Below are 18,825 nucleotides of genomic sequence, written 5' to 3'. Positions count from 1 at the left end.
ATTTGTAAGCTGTTGAAAGCAAACGATAAATTTACGACCAATATTGATAAAGTAGTTAACGGAATAATAGTTTCTTCTTATTTATTTATAAAATAATTTTACAATGAGCACATTAATTATTGAGGCAGAAAAGCATGTTTTTAATTTATTAAATGAGGAGTTAGATACTGCTTATGTGTACCATAATATAACACATACACAAGATGTTGTTGCGTATGCAGCGGAACTTGCAGAAGACTTAAAGATCGATAAGATTTCTAAAGAAAATTTACAGCTTGCTGCCTTGTTTCATGATACGGGTTTTATAAAAGATGCAAAGAATCATGAAGAAGAAAGTGTGAAAATTCTTAAAGATTTTTTAAAAGATAAGGATATAGACGAAAAAAGGATCGCAGTAATCTCTAAATTGATTTTAGCTACTAAAATGGGGTATGAATCTGACGATGATTTAGAACAGATTATAATGGATGCAGATTGTGCACATTTAGGAAGTAAAAACTTTGAAAATAAGTTAGAATTATTGAGAAAAGAATGGGAAAGTACAGAGAATAAGAAGTTTTCTGATACAGAATGGATTGCGATTAATATAGATTTTTTAACTAAAGGTCATAAGTATTATACTGCTTATGCTTTAAAAAATTGGAGCAAAGGAAAAGATAAGAATATCTCTAAATTATTGAAGAATCAACATAAAATAAAAGAAAATTTAGCAAAGTTTAAGCAGAAAAAAGAAGCTCTAGAAATTAAACAAAATAAAAGTGAAGTTCCAGAAAGAGGCGTAGAAACCATGTTTAGGGTTGCTTTAAAAAATCACATGACATTAAGTAATATTGCAGATACAAAAGCCAATATTTTACTTTCTGTAAATGCTATTATTGTTTCTTTAGCAATGTCTAATTTAATACCAAAATTAGACAAACCTTCTAATAGTTTCTTAATAATACCTACTGTAATATTTGTTGTTTTTACAGTTGCTTCTATCATATTATCCATTTTAGCAACAAGACCAAATGTTACCGAAGGAAAATTTACAAAGGTAGATGTTGCTAATAAAAAAGTAAATTTATTATTTTTCGGGAATTTTCATCAAATGAAATTACCAGATTTTGAATGGGGAATTCAGGAGATGATGCAAGACAGAGATTATTTATATGGCTCTTTAACCAAAGATCTGTATTTCTTAGGCTTGGTTTTAAATAGAAAATATAAAATATTAAGAATTACGTATACCGTTTTTATGATTGGTATTATTGTAAGTGTATTGGCGTTTGCAATTTCTTTTTATAGTTTAGAAATAGCTGTTTAAGCTTCAATTTCTTTAATTAAATCATTAAAAGTTATTGTTTTATTCACATCAAAATTTTCTTGATATTTAACTTCTACACGCAATGCTTTTAATCCAGAGGCACCTTGTAGATCTTCTAATTCTAAGAATTCAATTTTTCCTAATTGATTTTTAGATTGTAAATAGTTAATATATTTAATGTACTCTATAGCATCTTTGTCTTGAGAATATACAATGGCAATTTTACCAGGAACTGTTAAACGTTCATTTGTTCCTTTTATATTTGCTTTGTCAATTCTCTTTTTTATAATTTCGTATCTAATGTTGTAAGCCCCGTCTACATCAAATTGTTTTTCATCCATTCTAAATTTAATAGCCATTGCATTGCTATGTACTAGAATTAAAGAAGCAACTTGTAAATCATGTTGCATGTTTTTACGCTCATAAAATGCAAGATTTTCCATTTCATAAGTGGTTTGTAACTGCCATAAACGTAGGTTGTATAAATACAAGCTATCAAATTTTCTGTTTTTTGTAATCGTTTGTCCGATATACATATTGTACTCTACGCCATCTGTTTTGTAACGCTCAAAATAATGAGGAAACATTTCTTGTGCTTGCTTCTGTTTGTTGTCTAAGAATTGTGCTAATTTATCATTTAACAGGGTTACACTATTCTCGTACTCTTTCCTTTTTTCGTAAACAACATTTAAATCTTTATCTAAACGGTTCATATACACACTTACTTTTTTAGAAAGTTCTGTGCTAATATTATTGATATGATTAAAGACAGGGTAGATCTCTCTACCTAAAAAGTCTAAAATATTAATTTCATCACCTGCATTTAAACCTTTTTTTACATCAATTAAGTAAGAGGAAACTCTAAACATTAACTCATTGTAAATAGGGAGTCTTTCTGTTTTACAAGCATCTTTTAATACGGTGATTGCTAGGGTTAATTGTGTTGTTAAATCTTCTTGAATAGCTTCGTTTCTAGCGGTTGAAGATCCTTTTATATCACTTTGCCCAAACAATGGATAGACTTCATTAAATACAATTTCGTCTAATTTTGCGTTACTATTATTTTGACGAGCTGCATGGTATTTTTCTGCTGCCTCATAAAAACGCCACTTTACAGAACTGTGTATAGATGTGTAATTTTCTTGAATAGTAGCTTCTAGTATATTTTGATGCTCTTCTGAAGTTCTTTTTACTGCTACTTCAAAAACAGGAATAATATCTTTTAACTTGTTGATATTTACAGAGTTTAAATCATACGCTCTTGGTGAAGCAATTTCTAATAAAGCCAAATCTCCATTGTCTGTCGCCTTAATAGGAATTAGTATAATACTCTGAATATTGTTTTTTTGAAGGTTCTGAGAAAAAAGATTATTGTTTGTTTTTAATCCATATTCTGCAACGTCAGAAATAATAAAAGTTTCATGATCTTTAAAAACTTTTTGCATTATAGAATTGCAAAAATATGTTGAATCACAATTTATTTCTGTTCCATGGTTTAAAATTAAACTATTGGATTTATTTACCTGTGTTTCGCAAATTTTGGTATTGATATTATCAAAAATAGAATACCCTAATTTTAAATCTTTAATACTGTAAAAATCTCTTAAATTACTCTGAAGCTTTGGTATTAAATCTTTCCCGCCTTCTAATAGATTTGCTTTAATGGATGACAACATTTCTTCTGAAGTAACATCAAACAAACTAATAAGTCCAAATCCTTTAAAAATATAGCTATTCGGAGGGAATTTTTCTTTCCACAAGGCTATGTTATCAAAGTTATTAAGTAATTCTTTAAAATCTTTTTCTGTTAATATAGGTGCGTCTTTTGTAGCTGTAATATCAGAAAAATCAGCATTAAAAGTGGTTCTGTAATATTTCATGGTTCCAGTTGTACCATCTGGAATATCAAAATAGAAAGGTCTTTTTACATCAACGTTAAAACCATAAACATAACTTAAAATAAATGTACATGCCATAATGTACATACTGTCATCTTCGAAATTACGAACATTTAATTCGAAATTATCACCTGCATTTTTTAATATATTTTCAAAACGATTTGAAAATTTAAAAGAAGTAAAAGAGAAAGGTATGCTCGCTGCTTTTATTTCATTTAATAGTAAAGGTTCTGGAAATAAAGGGTTTAATAATAAGTCTATCTGTTCTTTATATTTTTCTAATAAACTATAATCAGAGAAACCATTGTTCAATTCTGGGTGCTTATTAATTAACTGCACCATCTTTTTTGCAGAACTATGGTACGGATGTTTTGCATATTCTATATCCGTATACTTTTTAAACAAGTCAAAAATCTTGTTAAAAGATACGTTTAGTTGTAATGGTAAGTCCGTTTCAGCAACTAATTTCGATTCAATAATTTTCATGTCTTATAAATAGAATTACAATATACTATGCTCTTAGACGTATAAAAGTAACAAAAGTTACAAGATAGTATTATTTCTGTCTAAAATAAATAGTGATTGGTACACCAGAAAAATCGTAGATATCTCTTAATTTGTTTTCTAGAAAACGTCTGTAAGAATCTCTAACGTACTGTGGTAAATTACAGAAAAACACAAATTGCGGTGTTTGCGTAGGCAATTGCATACAGTATTTAATTTTTACAAACTTCCCTTTTATTGCTGGTGGTGGAGAGGTTTTAATAATATCTAACATTGTTTCGTTAAACTTACTTGTTTGTATTTTAGTTTTTCTTTTTTGAAAAACTTCTACTGCTGTTTCTATTGCTTTAAATAAACGTTGTTTTGTTAATGCAGAGATAAATACAATTGGCACATCTGTAAAAGGTTCAATTTGTTTTCTAACCATAGCTTCATAATCTCGCATGGTATTGGTTTCTTTCTCCACTAAATCCCATTTGTTGATTAAGATAACAACTCCTTTTCTGTTCTTTTCTGCCAACCAAAATATATTTTGATCTTGACCTTCGAAACCACGAGTTGCATCAACAACTAAAACTATAACGTCTGAATATTCTATGGTACGTACTGCACGCATTACAGAATAAAATTCTAAATCTTCTTTTACACGAGATTTTTTACGAATCCCAGCAGTATCTACTAAATTAAAATCGAAACCAAAACGATTGTACTTGGTATCGATAGAATCTCTAGTTGTACCAGCAATATCTGTTACAATATTTCTGTCTTGCCCAATTAATGAGTTTATAAATGATGATTTTCCTGCGTTTGGTCTTCCAACAACAGCAAATCTAGGCAATGCTTCTTCTTCTAAATTTACTTCTTCTGGTTCTGGCATTTTTTCTGCTAGCGCATCTAATAATTCTCCAGTACCACTTCCGTTAATAGAAGCAATTGTAAAGTATTCTCCTAAGCCTAGGTTGTAAAACTCTATAGCATCAGGCTCACGCATTGCGTTATCAACTTTGTTTACTACCGTAAAAATTGGTTTTTTAACCTTGCGTAAAAGTTTAGCAACTTCCGCATCCATAGGTGTAATTCCGTCTTCTACGTTTACTACAAAAACAATTAAATCTGCTTCATCAATGGCAAGATTTACTTGTTTTCTAATTTCACCTTCAAAAATATCGTCAGAACCGGTAATGTATCCACCAGTGTCAATTACTGAAAATTCTTTACCATTCCAGTCAGATTTTCCATAATGTCTATCTCTTGTAACTCCGCTTACAGAATCTACAATGGCTTCTCTTCTTTGTACCAATCTATTAAAAAGCGTTGACTTTCCTACATTTGGTCTTCCTACAATGGCAACAATACTGTTCATCTCTATTGAAAATTTTTGCAAAGATACAATTTAAGGTTGTAAGATTGATATTAAAAAAAAAGTCTTTAAAATAGTATAAAAATATAAGGTAGTTTTTGTGTTTTTTGGTTGAGTGGTTATTAGAATGTAATTTTTAATTACTTTTAAAAAATAATATCAAACTAATGAGTGTTCAAGAAGAAAGAAATAGTGATTTTTTTTTACGACCTAGATTTTCTATTGATTTAAAAGAGAATTCGGATGAATTGCTTCAAAGAATTACAACATATCTAAAAAGTGATGCTTGTATATATAGGAGTAGGGTAGCAGATAAACATATCTTTATTGATATTCCTGTCAAAAAAAGTCATTTTTGGTCTCCTCAATTACATTTCGAGGTTGTAGACGCAGCAGAAAATACATCAACCTTAAAAGGATTATTTGGACCAAAACCACAAGTTTGGACACTTTTTATGTTTGTCCATTTTGTTGTAGCAACATTATTTTTAGGAGTTGGAGTCTTTACGTATGTTCAATATCGTTTAGGGGAAAGCTTGGTGTTTCCTATCGCTATATTGGTTGCGCTGCCTTTAATATGGTTGTTACTGTATTTTTTAGGAAGTATAGGTAAAGAGACTGGTAAAAAACAAATGAAAGAATTACATGATTTTTTAATTACTATTATTGATAAATAGAGTAAATTAAAATTCCCGTTACTACAATTAAGTGCAATAACGGGAATGATGATTTAAATAGAAATTTTTAAATTATATAAAGAAGTTTTTTATTACCCTTGATTATAACCAAAACGCTTTAATTGCGTTTTATCACTACGCCAGTTTTTATTCACCTTTACATATAACTCTATAAAAACTTTTTTCTCAAAAAACTTTTCTAAATCTTTTCTAGCTTCGGCACCAACACGTTTTAGTGCAGATCCTTTATGTCCAATAATAATACCTTTTTGCGTTTCTCTTTCTACCATGATAATAGAACGAATTCTCACAATATTTTCTTCTTCTATAAATTCTTCTGTTTCTACTTCTACAGAATACGGAATTTCTTTTTTGTAATGCATTAGAATTTTTTCTCTAATTTTTTCATTTACAAAAAAGCGTTCTGGTTTGTCTGTTAATTGATCCTTCGGATAAAAAGCAGGACCTTCTGGTAATAACTCTTTTATTTTTTCGAAAACTGCAGGAACATTAAATTTTTCTAACGCAGAAATTACAAACACTTCTGCATTGGGAACTTTGTTTTTCCAATATTCAATTTTTTCTTCAACTTCTTCCTGAGAAGACTTGTCAATTTTATTTAAAAGTAGAATAACAGGAATCTCACTATGGATGATTTTTTTAAAGAAAGCTTCATTTTTTAATTCCTTCTCACCAACTTCTACCATATATATAAGTACATCTGCATCTTCGAAGGCAGATTTTACAAAATCCATCATAGAAGATTGCAGCTCGTAGGCAGGTTTTAAAATCCCTGGAGTATCAGAAAACACAATTTGATAGTCGTCTTCGTTCACAATTCCTAAGATTCTATGCCTCGTAGTCTGTGCTTTAGCTGTTATAATAGACAATTTCTCACCTACTAATGCATTCATTAATGTTGATTTACCTACGTTAGGATTTCCTATAATATTTACAAAACCTGCTTTATGCGTCATAGTGCAAAGATAATTCCTTTTTATATTTGTTTAGAATTTAGGGCATTAAAAAATAATTAAAAAAAAATCGAAAAAAGTTTGGTCAGTTGTTTAGTTATGTTGTATATTTGCAGTCGGAAATAACGAATCGAAATTATGAATCGAAAGTTAAAAGCTAAGAAGTTATTTTCGGAATTACAACGCGGGATAGAGCAGTAGGTAGCTCGTCGGGCTCATAACCCGAAGGTCACTGGTTCGAGTCCAGTTCCCGCTACAACTTTAAATCAGTATAAAACAACAGTTTAGTTCGCTAAACTGTTTTTTTATGCAATCAATTTACGAATTCATTACCTTTACTTCCAAAATTGAACACGATTTGGAACACGATTCGAAAGTTTTACCACTGTTTTCCGCACCCAAAATTTATACTGCAAATGGAGATCTCTCTAAACGGTGGTATGTGTATTTTTCATTTAAAGATCCAGAAACAGGAAAAATGAAACGTATGGGTAATATTTATGGAAAGGCGAACAACTACAAAACCAAAGAAGCTCGGTTAACTATTTTAACCTCTTACAGAAAAAATTTACTTTTTTTATTGAAGAAAGGATTTAATCCGTTTGTAGATAATACTCTTTTACATCAAAAATTGAAGGATCCTTTTCTAAAAGAAACTCCGAAGAAAAAAGTTAAAGAACAAGTTGTAAAAGAAGAGGGAATTCCAAGTTATTTAAATGATGCTATAAAGTCAGCAATAAAAGAAGCTATAGAGGAACAAACAATTGTTCTTGGAGGAGAAAATGAAGTTAGTGTAACAGAAAGTATTGCTAATGGAGAAAAAGTTCTATCGACAGAAAAACAAAAAGCTGATTTGTCTCCAATAACAAAAAGTATTGCTAAGCAAGAGAAAAGTATTGCTTCAGGTTTAAATAACGAAGATTTAGTTGAAAATGTAGCTATAGCTGAGAATAAAGAAGGTGGAGAGCGTGCTGCAATCCAAAATAAAAAGATTGCTGATGATAATAAAACAATTGCAAAAGTTGAAGATGATGGAATTTCTATTACAAAAACTTTTGATCTTGCATTAGAATTAAAAGAAAAGGAAGTAAGTGAAAGAACGATTAGTGACTATAGAAGAAAGAGCAATAAGTTTATTGCGTGGATGGAGGCAAGTTACCCTGATAAAAAGAATATAAAAAGTATTGCTAGAAAAGATATCATAGAATATTTAAATACCATTCTTTTAAGAACAAGTGCAAGAAGTAGAAATAATTATAGAACAGAATTAGGAAGTTTGTTTCAGGTATTAAAAGACAATGAATTGGTAGATGAAAACTATATTCAATCCATACCAATTTTAACATCAAAACCTAAAAGACATAAAACATATTCTTTAGAAGAGCAAAAAAAGATATTTAAATATTTAGAAAAAGAAGATCCTCATTTATTGTTATTTATAAAGTTTGTTTCTTATTGTTTTATTAGACCTATAGAAGTTTGTAGAATAAAAATAAAGGATATCAATATTGAGGAAAGAAGAATTCAATATAAAGCAAAAACGAGTGCTAAAAAGACAAAAATAATTCCTGATATTTTATGGGAAGTATTGCCAGATTTATCAAAATTAGATAAAGAGTCTTATTTATTTACCCCCAAAGCAATTGGTGCTTTTTGGGATGCGAAAGAAATTAATAGAAGAGATCATTTTTCTAAACGCTTTACAAGTGTTGTAAAAGAACAATTTGGTTTAACAGAAGATCATGGGGTTTATAGTTTTAGACATACGTTTATTTCTAAATTGTATCGAAAATTAAGAGAAAAAGCAACTCCTTTTGAAGCGAAAAGTAGTTTGATGTTAATTACAGGTCATACTTCTATGGTTTCGTTAGAAAAGTATTTACGAGATATTGATGCGGAATTACCAGAAGATTACTCCAAATTATTTGAATAAATGTCAGAAAAACAACCAAAACAGCACGAAATTTATAACGAGTTAAGAGATAGGGCTTCTTACCCTCTTTTGTTTTACGTTTCTAAGAGTTTAGTGGAAGACGAAATTGATGATGAGCAAAAGAAAAATATTGATTGGTTGTTTGATCGGTTAATTGTTGCCAAAGCTATAGAGGAAGTTAGTTATGTAGATGTGCAAGATGATGCCATGGAGATGTTGAAAAAAGGAGGTGAGTTAAGGGCGAATCTTTTTGATCTAGTAGATTGTTATGCAACATTAAAGGAAGCTCAGTTTAATTTTTTATACAATAACTATCGAAACCATTTACTTGGAATGAAGTGTTGGTGTGATGAGATGGTTGAAGATGTAGAAAACGGAACGAATGAATTTTATAAAAAATACATTACCTATTTTAAAATGCAGGCAGATTTATATGGCCAGCATCAAAAAGACCTTTTAGAAACTTTTCCAGATGAAAATGGTGAGGTAAAAATTGAAGTGAATATCCGTTCTTTTGTTGTTGATAATTTCTCGACGATCAAAAAAGAAATCAATACTATTGAAAAAGAATCTACAAAAAAGAAATATTTAATTACAGATGAGGAATCTCGTAATTATTTATTGGAAAAAGTTTTTGGTGTTGATTTGTAGGTGGAATCATCTTCTAAAAAATAGAATAGACTCAATTATGCGTTAATTGTACGTATAGACACTATCCTAAAAAGTGTGTAAGTTCAAAATTTCAGGGTTAGGTTATTTATAACTTAATCCTGTTTTCAAATATAGCTAAAAATTGATTTAGTATCACTCCCCAATTTCTGATTGGCATGGTCCATTTTTTAGTGCTTTCTCTCAAAGCTAAAAACACGGATTTCATAACTGCTTCATCGGTTGGAAACGAGAGTTTGTTTTTTGTGTATTTCCGTATCTTTCCATTTAGGTTTTCTATAAGATTTGTGGTGTAGATTATGGTTCTTATTTCAATAGGAAAATCAAAGAATACTGTAAGCTCATCCCAATTATTTTCCCAACTTTTAATGGCGTAAGAATATTTAGAATCCCATTTAGTTTTGAAGTCATTTAAAGCAGCTTTGGCAGCTTCTTTTGTAGGAGCAGTATAGATTTGCTTCATGTCACGAGTAAATTCCTTTTTGTCCTTCCAGACCACGTAACGACACGAATTTCTTATTTGATGCACAACACAAATTTGAGTCGTTGATTTCGGAAAAATAGTTTTAATAGTATCCGTAAATCCATTTAAATTATCGGTAGCTGTGATAAGTATATCTTGAGTTCCTCGAGCTTTAATATCGGTTAAAACACTCATCCAAAAGGCTGAAGATTCATTTTTACCTAACCATAATCCTAGGACTTCCTTTTTGCCATCTGTTCTCAGGCCTACTGCAATATAAATAGTCTTGTTTATGACTTTAGAGTTTTCCCTAACTTTAAATACGATGCCATCCATCCAAACAATTAGGTAAGTGGCCTCCAAAGGCCTGTTCCGCCAAGCAATAACATCTTCTGTAATCTTATCTGTAATCCTTGAAATAGTGGATGTAGAAATATTAAAATCGTACAGCTCACGTATTTGTTCTTCAATATCACTGTTACTCATGCCTTTGGCATAAAGCGATATAATAATATTTTCGATGCCTTCTGTTGTACTTTCTCTTTTCTTTACAATTAAAGGATTAAAAGAACTATCACGGTCTCGAGGAACTTGAATCTCTGTTTCTCCTAAAACGGATTTTAATTTCTTTTTAGTGTAACCATTTCGAAGGTTGGCTGCTTTACTTTTTTTGTGCTTATCGTAGTCTAAATGGGCATCTAGTTCCCCTTCTAGTAACTTCTCAATACCACGTTTGTGCAACTGTTCTAAAAAGGATGTTAGCTCTGGTGCATTCTTGAATTGTTTTAAAAAGTCTTCGTTTAATAAATCTTCTGGTTTCATAAGTGTGTAAAAGTTAAAATTAATGAATAAAAAAATCTCAGATTAATATTTAACCTGAGATTTTAAAACTTACACAGTTTATGAGATACTGCCTACGTATAATTAATGCATAATCGATTCTAATTTATAACGTTATGATAAAATTAAAAATTTACCACCAAATCATTTGGGTACTTTCCATATTTCGACTTTACTTTTGGTGTGTTTTAAAAAGAATTTAGAGTAAGTGATTTATTTCAATTATGGGAAACCGTACTATTTTCCTAAATCATTTAACTATTTTTAAATTTCAAAAAGAGATACGTTTTTCTCTTGTCATTTTGCTTGTTTCTTATTGCGGTATTTAAGTAGAATACATATCTTTAGTTTTTATCTTTTTAGTATAAAATTGCGAAAAAAATGCTAAACTTAATTCTTTGCATATATATGTCTTATAGTAATAAGTCTTATTGATGCTGCAATGAGTGAATCTATTGAAAATGAATAATAAAAACTTATCAGAATCTGATACTAGGGCTAATTTTATTGATCCTAAATTGATTGATAGCCATTGGGAGTCTATACATATTGTTAGAGAATACTACTTTACAGATGGTAGAAAACTGCTAGGTAATAAAAGAGGAAAACGGTTATTTCTTGATTATCTTTTAAAATTCAACAATACCAATTTAGCTATTGTTGAAGCTAAAAAACTAGCCGATCATCCTACAAAAGGATTGCAGCAAGCTTTAGAGTATGCCGAAAAATTAAAAATAAACTTTGTTTATGCAACTAACGGTGCTCAAATCTATGAATTTGATAGAAGTACAGGCAAAGGGAGTTATATTGATAATTTTCCAACACCTCAAGAACTATATAATAGGCTTTTTGGAACTAAAAATGCTTTAAAAGAGAAACTACATAATATTCCATTTTTACTTACTGGAAATTTTGGACCACGTTACTACCAAGAGATTGCAGTGAGCAAGGTGATGGAAAGTATTGCAGATGGGCAAGATCGTATTTTGTTAACCTTAGCAACAGGAACAGGGAAAACCTTTATTTCATTTCAAATAGTACATAAGTTATTACAGGCAAAATGGAATTTAGACGGAAACGACAGACGACCAAGAGTTTTGTTTCTTGCAGATAGAAATGTTTTGGCAGACCAAGCCATCAATACTTTTAATCCTTATGAAAAAGATGTGATTAAAATTGATGGGGAAGAAGTAAGAAAACGAAATGGCGTAGTGCCAACCAATGCCTATATCTTTTTTGCTATTTATCAAGCCATTGCAGAACGAGAAAATATTGGTGGTTTTTATAAAGAATACCCAAGTGATTTTTTCGATTTAATTGTGATAGATGAATGTCACCGAGGAAGTGCCAACGAAGAAGGTTCTTGGCGAGCTATTCTAGATCACTTTAAACCAGCCATTCATTTAGGATTAACAGCAACACCAAAACGAGACGATAACATAGATACTTATAAATATTTTGGTAAACCTATTTATGAATATTCTTTAAAAGAAGGTATTCAAGATGGTTTTCTAACTCCATATAAAGTAAAACGAATTACTACTAATATAGACGAATACATTCACACCAACGATAGTAAAATTATTCAAGGTGAAGTTGTAAAAGATCGTTACGAACTTAAAGACTTCAACAATAGTATAACTGTAAAACAGCGAATTGAGTTGGTGGCACAAACCATTTTACAACAAATTGGTAAAATGGATAAAACCATTGTGTTTTGCGCCAATCAAGATCATGCATTAGATTTAAGAGATTATATAAACAAACATAAAACCGTTACGGATATTAATTACTGTGTGCGTGTTACTAGTGATGAAGGGAAACATGGTAGAGAACTTCTCGAAGCTTTTCAGGATAATGACAAAGACATTCCTGTAATATTAACGTCTTCTAAAATGTTAACTACAGGTGTAGATGCTAGAAATGTACGTAATATTGTGCTTACAGCTCCCATTGGTTCTATGGTCGAGTTTAAGCAAATTATTGGTCGTGGTACTCGTGTGTTTGATGGTAAAGATTTTTTTACAATTATCGATTTTGTAGGTGCAACCAATTTATTTTATGATGCAGAATGGGATGGAGAACCCGAAGAACTTGCTGGAGGCGAAGGTGGAGAGCCAACACCAAAACCACCACGTAAACCAAAAGTAAACGAACCAGGAGAACCTTATGAACGTAAAGAAAAACTAATCATTTCTTTAAGTAATGGTCGTCAATTAAAAGTAACAGACATAGACACTCGTTATATAGACGAAAATGGAAAGCCATTAACAGAACGAGAATTTTTAGAAAAATTAGTAGGTGAATTGCCAACTGTTTATAAAGATGAAAAACATCTACGTGAAATTTGGTCTAACCCAGATACAAGAGCAGATTTATTGATAAAATTAGGCGATTTAGGTTTTGATAACGAACAATTAAACGATCTAAGAAACATGATTGCCACACCAGAATGCGATATTTTTGATGTGCTTTCTCATATTTCATTTGACTCTAATTTAATGACGCGTAAACAACGAGTTAAGTTTGTAAAAGACGAACCTGAATTTTTTGAAGTCTATAAAAACCTCGAAGCTCGTGATTTTTTAGAATTTATCTTAAAACATTACGAAGAATATGGAATTGAAGAATTACAACGTGACAAACTAGGCGATTTAGTAAAGCTAAAATTAGGCACACCTAAAGATGCTAAAACTGCTTTTGGTGATATGAAAACACTTTTAGGAGCGTATTATAAATTACAAGAGAACATTTATAAAGCAGGATAATAAAAAATTAAACGTCATTGCGAGGCACGAAGCAAGCTCATAAGAGGAAACGAAAACAATTAACAGATTGCTTCGTTCCTCGCAATGACAACAAAATACATAAATGAGCATACAAAACAACATAGACAGAATTACAGATATTTTAAGAAGAGACGATGGTATTTCTGGTGCTATGCACTACACAGAGCAAATTTCTTGGGTTCTGTTTCTTAAATTTTTAAACGATTACGAAGATAATAAAGCAGATGAAGCCTTTTTAGAAGGTACAGATTATAATTATGTATTACGTAAAGATTTACGCTGGCATCAATGGGCGTGCCCTAAAGATGACGATGGCAAACTAGATGTAAAACGTGCTTTAACAGGAGACGATTTAATAGACTTTGTAAACAATACGTTGTTTCCGTATTTGAAAGCTTTTAAAAGCACCACTAACGATCCAAAAACGCTAACCTATAAAATAGGTGCTATTTTTGAATATCTAGATAATCGTATTGCAAGCGGACATACGTTGCGTGAAGTTTTAGACATTATCGATGCTTTAGATTTTCAGAGCAGTGATGAGTTGTTTGAGCTATCTCAAGTCTACGAAAACCTACTAAAAAGTATGGGAAGCGATGGTGGTAACTCTGGTGAATTTTACACACCAAGAGCCATTATTAAAGCAATGGTAGAAACCACCGATATAAAAGTAGGCGATACAATTTACGATGGTGCAGTTGGTTCTGGTGGTTTTTTAGTGGAAGCATTTGATTTTTTAACGGATGGTGATAAAAAAGAAAAACTGTCTGCTAAAGATTGGGAAACCATACAAAACGACACCTTTTTTGGGATGGAAAAAACCAGTTTGGGGTATGTAATGGGGATGATGAATATGATTCTCCACGGTATAGAAAGTCCAAATGTGTACAAAGGCAATACACTTACCCAAAACATACGTGATTATCAAGAAAAAGACAGACACAATGTAATTTTAGCAAATCCACCTTTTGGCGGAAAAGAGAAAAAACAAATACAACAAAACTTCCCTGTAGAAAGTAACGCTACAGAAATACTGTTTATGCAGCATTTTATGAAAATGCTAAAACTAGAAGGTAGAGCCGCTATTGTAGTGCCAGAAGGCGTATTGTTTCAAACTAATAATGCGTTTACCAAAGTAAAACAAACCTTGTTAGAAAACTATAATGTGCATACCATTGTAAGTTTGCCTGCAGGTGTGTTTTTACCCTATAGTGGTGTAAAAACCAATATTATATATTTTGATAGAAAAGGCGCAACCAATAACATTTGGTATTACGATGTAACACCACCTTACAAGCTTACCAAAAACAAACCTATTGCTTACGAGCATATAAAAGAGTTTGTACATTTATTTCACAATCCAAAAGAGCGCAACCACACCAATGCCAAATTAAAACCGTCATTGCGAGGAACGAAGCAATCTGTCTCTTCTGAAAACGAATCTCTATGCAACGATTGGACTGTTAACGTTACAGATATAAAAGACTATGACCTTAGTGCCAAAAACCCACACAAAGTAGTTGAGGTAATACACCAAACACCAAAAGATTTGCTAAAATCCATTAAGCAAAACGATAGAGAAATAAATACATTAATGAACCAAATAGAACAGTTGATTGATGGGTAAATTCATAGAAATAGCATTTTCTGAAATCTGTGATTTCGAAAATGGAGATAGAGGGAAAAATTATCCTTCACGAAGTGCTTATATAGATATAGGAATACCTTTTTTTAGTGCTGGCAATATATCCGACAATAAAATAAATAAAAGTTCATTAAATTATATTTCAAAAGAAAGATTTGATTTATTAGGAAGTGGTAAGGTTAGAAAGGGTGATATTCTTTTTTGTTTAAGGGGGTCCTTAGGGAAGTTTGCAGAAATTGAAGATGATATTGATGGAGGAATAGCATCATCATTAGTTATTATAAGACCAAGTGATAAAGTAAATTTAGGATTTTTAAAATTGTTTTTAGAAAGTCATTTATGTTCTGAATTGATTAAAAAATATGATAATGGAACAGCTCAACCAAACCTTTCTGCAGCAAGTCTAAAAAAGTTTAAAATTCCACTTCCACCATTACCAGAACAACAACGCATCGTTGCTAAGTTAGATGGTTTGTTTGCCAAAATAGATAAAGCTATTAGTTTGTTAGAGGCTAATATTTTGCATACGCAGGCTTTGATGGGGAGTGTTTTGGATGAGGAGTTTGGGAGGTTAGAAGAAACAAGTAAAGTTGTTAGTATTTCTGAAATAGCAGATGTCAAAGGAGGAAAGCGTTTGCCAAAAGGACAAAAATTATTAGAGTTTAAAACAGATTATCCATATATAAGAGTTACAGATTTCTCTGAAAACGGAACTATTGAAATTGATAAGTTAAAATTTATATCAAAAGAAATTCACGAACAGATATCACGATATATCATAACAAATGATGATTTGTATATCAGTATAGCAGGTACAATTGGCAAGACTGGAATAATTCCAAAACAATTAAATGGTGCTAATTTAACCGAAAATGCAGCGCGTTTAGTTTATAAAGATAAATCCACAATTGATAACGCATTTGTTTATTATTATACTAAAAGTGATAAGTTTAAAAGATTTGTTGAAGATTCAACGAAACAAGTTGCTCAGCCAAAGCTAGCCTTAACCAGATTGAAACAAATTAAATTGGCACTTCCATCGTTAAAAAAACAGCAAAAAGTTGTTGAAAAATTTAAACATGCAGAAGAAAGATTAATAGCACTAGAAGAAACCCAAACCGAAAAACTAAATCATTTAAAAGCCTTAAAGAGCAGTTTGTTAGATCAGGCTTTTAAGGGGGAGTTGTAAAACTAGTAAAAATGAAAAAGGAAGAGTATAGCTATATAATAGTAGAGAGTTATAAGCCCAAAAATACGTCAGGTTTACATGGCGAAATACATATAAAACCAATTGCAGGTCAAGAACCTTTTACAGAGGATATGCATGTTAGATGTTCTAAAGATCTGTCAACTAAATTTGATGTTGGAACAAAGTTTAAAATTAAAGCTATCATCACAAATAAAGACGGAGGTAAACCATTTATACATAGCCATTATACTTGGCCTTTTGAGGTATTAAAATAAAGAAGAATAATTAAAATAATAAAATGGGCCAGAAGGTCGGAATGTTACGTTTTACTCAGTTTTACTTTCTAAGATATACGTTAGATTGGAAGGAAGATACCATTATCCAAATAATCACCCAGTAAAGTGATAATTGAGGATATGGTTGACAACAGTGTAAGAACTGTTGACTTCTTGAAGTTGCATTTGCGAATTAATCTATTAGGCATTTTAATAATGTTTAAGAAGGTTATTACAAAGATAACAATTTCTATACCTGAAAAGAGTAGCGTTGCAATAGCTCTTTAGAGTGAAAGCTTCGAAAGGCATGTACATTCTAAACCTGCTACTAATAGTATCTGGCCCTATTTTAAAATTATGGAAACTGAAGATTGGTTTAAATTAAAACGATACCCTCACATAGGTGAACCTTTAACTATAAAGGATTACAAATGGGTAAAAGAGTACGTAGAAAGCAAAAAATCTATTAAGGAACATAGTTTTTTACCTTTAATCCATAAAACTATAGTTTCAAGAAAGTATAGAGCTGATACAGTCAATCTTATTCGAAATAAAAAAACAGGTGAGCGTAAACGATTTATAGATAAACCTAAAGTAAGGCATATATATTATGCTTCTCATATAGATTCCGTGGTCTTTTCGTATTATAATTATTTAATTAGTGAACAGTATCGAAAATTAATAGAAACTAAAAACTTTAATGAATCTATTGTAGCTTATCGTAAAATACCTATCGAAATTGGTTCAGAAAAAAATAAATGTAATATTGATTTTGCAAAAAGTACATTTGAATTTATCAAAAGAAATAAGAACAAAAAACTTACAGCAATCGTAGCAGACGTTACTGCCTTTTTTGATAATTTAGATCATAAGATTTTAAAAAAGCAATGGTGTAAAGTATTAAATAAAAGTTCTCTACCAGATGATCATTATAATGTTTTTAAAGCCTTAACTAATTTACATTACGTTGAAGGTGATCAATTATATAATAGCTATAACGGAACAATGTTGGTAGAAAGAGGTGTCCCAAACTCTTCTAATGATAAAGAGGTTAAAAGAATTGAGATTAAATCTAACAGCTATTTTAAAGAAAAAAAAGCTATTGCATATTGTACAAAAGAAGAGTTTTTATCCAATAATTTAAATTTAGTTATTTCTGCTAATAATAAAATAGGTATTCCACAAGGAAGTCCTATTAGTGCAACATTAGCCAATATTTATATGCTAGATTTTGATCAAGAAGTTTATGATAAGATAGATGCTATTGGAGGTTACTGCCAAAGATATAGTGATGATCTAATTATAATTTGTGAACAAAAATATGAAGACGAAATAATAAAGTTTATTCGTGACAAAGTTAAAAATTTAGCAAAATTAGAAATTCACCCTTCAAAGACTGCTGTTTATCGGTTCGAAGAAATAGATGGTGTTTTTAAAGGGTTTGAAATAGATGAAAAATCAAAAAAACATAATTATAATAAGTGCCTTGAATATTTAGGTTTTTCATACGATGGGCAAAGAGTCCTTATTAAAAATTCTGGTTTTTCTAAATTTTATAGATCAATGAAAAGGTCGTTTAAAAAATCTTCTTCTTTATCTATAAATAGTAAAAACCCAGATAAAAGTATCTTTAAATCGAGGTTATATAAGCGTTTTACACATAGAGGAGCAAAACGAAAACTAATTTATCATCCTTCAAAAGAAGATAAAACAGTTTATATTAAAACTAAAAAATATTATTGGGGTAATTATTTAAGCTACATTAATAAGGCAAATGACTCCATGAAGTTACTAAATGGAGAAAAAGACGTTATAAAAAAACAAAGTAGAAAATTTTGGAGTCAATTTTATAAATTAATGAAATTTCATGACAACAAAGTTAATAATAGTAACAAAGTTAATATATCATGAATAAATATGGTCAAACAGCTTTAAAGGCTGTACAAAATTATAAAAGCTCTTATTCTATTACAGAAATTTACGCTAGAGCTGCAAAAGAGATTTTTGAGACAAAAAGTTCACAAGAAAAAGGATGCCCAAAAGGTACTTTTCTAGGTTTGTGCGAAGCAGGTTTAGTTAAAGGAGTTCCAAAAGGAGAATATACACGATCTGTTAAGAATAAAGAATATGCTTTGCAAGCTATTGAAATATTAAAATGGGCAGATAATAAAACCTATACTCCAAAAGAACTTTGGACAGAACTTAATTTAGGAGATAAAAGATCTAACTCTCAAATGGATGTTGTTTTAGCACTTTGGGAGAATGAATTAATAATAAAATAAATGATATGTTATCCAAATAAT

The 18,825-nt window shown here is 30.5% G+C and carries 14 protein-coding genes and 1 tRNA gene; 11 read left to right on the top strand and 4 right to left on the bottom strand.

Annotation, left to right across the window (positions count from 1 at the left end; translation table 11 throughout):
- The first annotated feature begins 103 nt into the window (after positions 1-103).
- Positions 104-1,306, top strand: a complete 1,203-nt coding sequence (locus tag WG945_RS08130) for a Pycsar system effector family protein (protein WP_068446866.1) — start codon at positions 104-106, stop codon at positions 1,304-1,306.
- On the opposite strand, the gene WG945_RS08125 is transcribed toward WG945_RS08130, so the two are convergent.
- Both WG945_RS08125 and der read right to left on the bottom strand, forming a co-directional pair.
- Positions 1,303-3,690 carry a hypothetical protein gene (locus WG945_RS08125; RefSeq protein WP_068446864.1) on the bottom strand — a complete coding sequence of 796 codons (2,388 nt, stop codon included), beginning with the start codon at positions 3,688-3,690 and terminating at the stop codon, positions 1,303-1,305. The two genes, WG945_RS08130 and WG945_RS08125, sit on opposite strands and share 4 nt — an antisense overlap.
- A gap of 70 nt (positions 3,691-3,760) precedes the next feature.
- Entirely contained in the window at positions 3,761-5,071 is a 1,311-nt protein-coding gene (gene der, locus WG945_RS08120; protein ID WP_068446863.1) for a ribosome biogenesis GTPase Der, read from the bottom strand.
- Between the two features lie 164 nt (positions 5,072-5,235).
- On the opposite strand from der, the gene WG945_RS08115 reads away from it, so the two are divergent.
- Positions 5,236-5,745: a hypothetical protein gene (locus WG945_RS08115; protein WP_068446860.1), complete on the top strand. Its 510-nt coding sequence runs from the start codon at positions 5,236-5,238 to the stop codon at positions 5,743-5,745.
- 92 nt (positions 5,746-5,837) lie between these two features.
- Here WG945_RS08115 and era read toward each other — a convergent pair whose 3' ends face one another.
- Positions 5,838-6,722 carry a GTPase Era gene (era, locus tag WG945_RS08110; RefSeq protein WP_068446858.1) on the bottom strand — a complete coding sequence of 295 codons (885 nt, stop codon included), beginning with the start codon at positions 6,720-6,722 and terminating at the stop codon, positions 5,838-5,840.
- A 180-nt stretch (positions 6,723-6,902) separates the two neighbouring features.
- Here era and WG945_RS08105 point away from each other — a divergent pair.
- The 3 genes from WG945_RS08105 to WG945_RS08095 all read left to right on the top strand — a co-directional run bounded on the left by WG945_RS08105 (position 6,903) and on the right by WG945_RS08095 (position 9,303).
- Positions 6,903-6,975, top strand: a tRNA-Met gene (locus WG945_RS08105).
- A gap of 51 nt (positions 6,976-7,026) precedes the next feature.
- A complete protein-coding gene (locus WG945_RS08100; RefSeq protein ID WP_068446856.1) occupies positions 7,027-8,652 on the top strand; it encodes a tyrosine-type recombinase/integrase in 1,626 nt (541 codons plus the stop codon).
- Positions 8,653-9,303 (top strand): hypothetical protein, encoded by a 651-nt coding sequence (locus WG945_RS08095; RefSeq protein WP_068446854.1) that lies wholly within the window; start codon positions 8,653-8,655, stop codon positions 9,301-9,303.
- 106 nt (positions 9,304-9,409) lie between these two features.
- Here WG945_RS08095 and WG945_RS08090 read toward each other — a convergent pair whose 3' ends face one another.
- Positions 9,410-10,606 carry an IS256 family transposase gene (locus WG945_RS08090; RefSeq protein WP_038527458.1) on the bottom strand — a complete coding sequence of 399 codons (1,197 nt, stop codon included), beginning with the start codon at positions 10,604-10,606 and terminating at the stop codon, positions 9,410-9,412.
- Between the two features lie 479 nt (positions 10,607-11,085).
- Between WG945_RS08090 and hsdR the strand changes: the two genes are divergently transcribed.
- The 6 genes from hsdR (at position 11,086) to WG945_RS08060 (ending at position 18,804) form a co-directional block, all read left to right on the top strand.
- Positions 11,086-13,392, top strand: a complete 2,307-nt coding sequence (hsdR, locus tag WG945_RS08085; protein WP_068448966.1) for an EcoAI/FtnUII family type I restriction enzme subunit R — start codon at positions 11,086-11,088, stop codon at positions 13,390-13,392.
- Positions 13,393-13,495: 103 nt separating this feature from the next.
- On the top strand, positions 13,496-15,040 hold the full coding sequence (locus WG945_RS08080) for an HsdM family class I SAM-dependent methyltransferase (protein WP_068448964.1): 1,545 nt from the start codon (positions 13,496-13,498) through the stop codon (positions 15,038-15,040).
- The gene (locus WG945_RS08075; RefSeq protein WP_068448962.1) at positions 15,033-16,247 is read left to right on the top strand and encodes a restriction endonuclease subunit S; all 1,215 of its coding nucleotides are present in this window, start codon (positions 15,033-15,035) and stop codon (positions 16,245-16,247) included. Before WG945_RS08080 ends, WG945_RS08075 begins: the two co-directional genes overlap by 8 nt.
- An 11-nt stretch (positions 16,248-16,258) precedes the next feature.
- A complete protein-coding gene (locus WG945_RS08070) occupies positions 16,259-16,522 on the top strand; it encodes a hypothetical protein (RefSeq protein WP_068448960.1) in 264 nt (87 codons plus the stop codon).
- 357 nt (positions 16,523-16,879) lie between these two features.
- Complete coding sequence (locus WG945_RS08065; protein ID WP_068448958.1) at positions 16,880-18,433, top strand: reverse transcriptase/maturase family protein; 1,554 nt, start codon at positions 16,880-16,882, stop codon at positions 18,431-18,433.
- Positions 18,430-18,804 (top strand): DUF6979 family protein, encoded by a 375-nt coding sequence (locus WG945_RS08060; RefSeq protein ID WP_068448956.1) that lies wholly within the window; start codon positions 18,430-18,432, stop codon positions 18,802-18,804. Before WG945_RS08065 ends, WG945_RS08060 begins: the two co-directional genes overlap by 4 nt.
- Positions 18,805-18,825: the final 21 nt, after the last annotated feature.

This window comes from Polaribacter atrinae, from assembly GCF_038023995.1.
In the GTDB taxonomy this organism is placed as follows: domain Bacteria; phylum Bacteroidota; class Bacteroidia; order Flavobacteriales; family Flavobacteriaceae; genus Polaribacter; species Polaribacter atrinae.
This window is presented reverse-complemented; position numbering and strand designations above follow the sequence as displayed.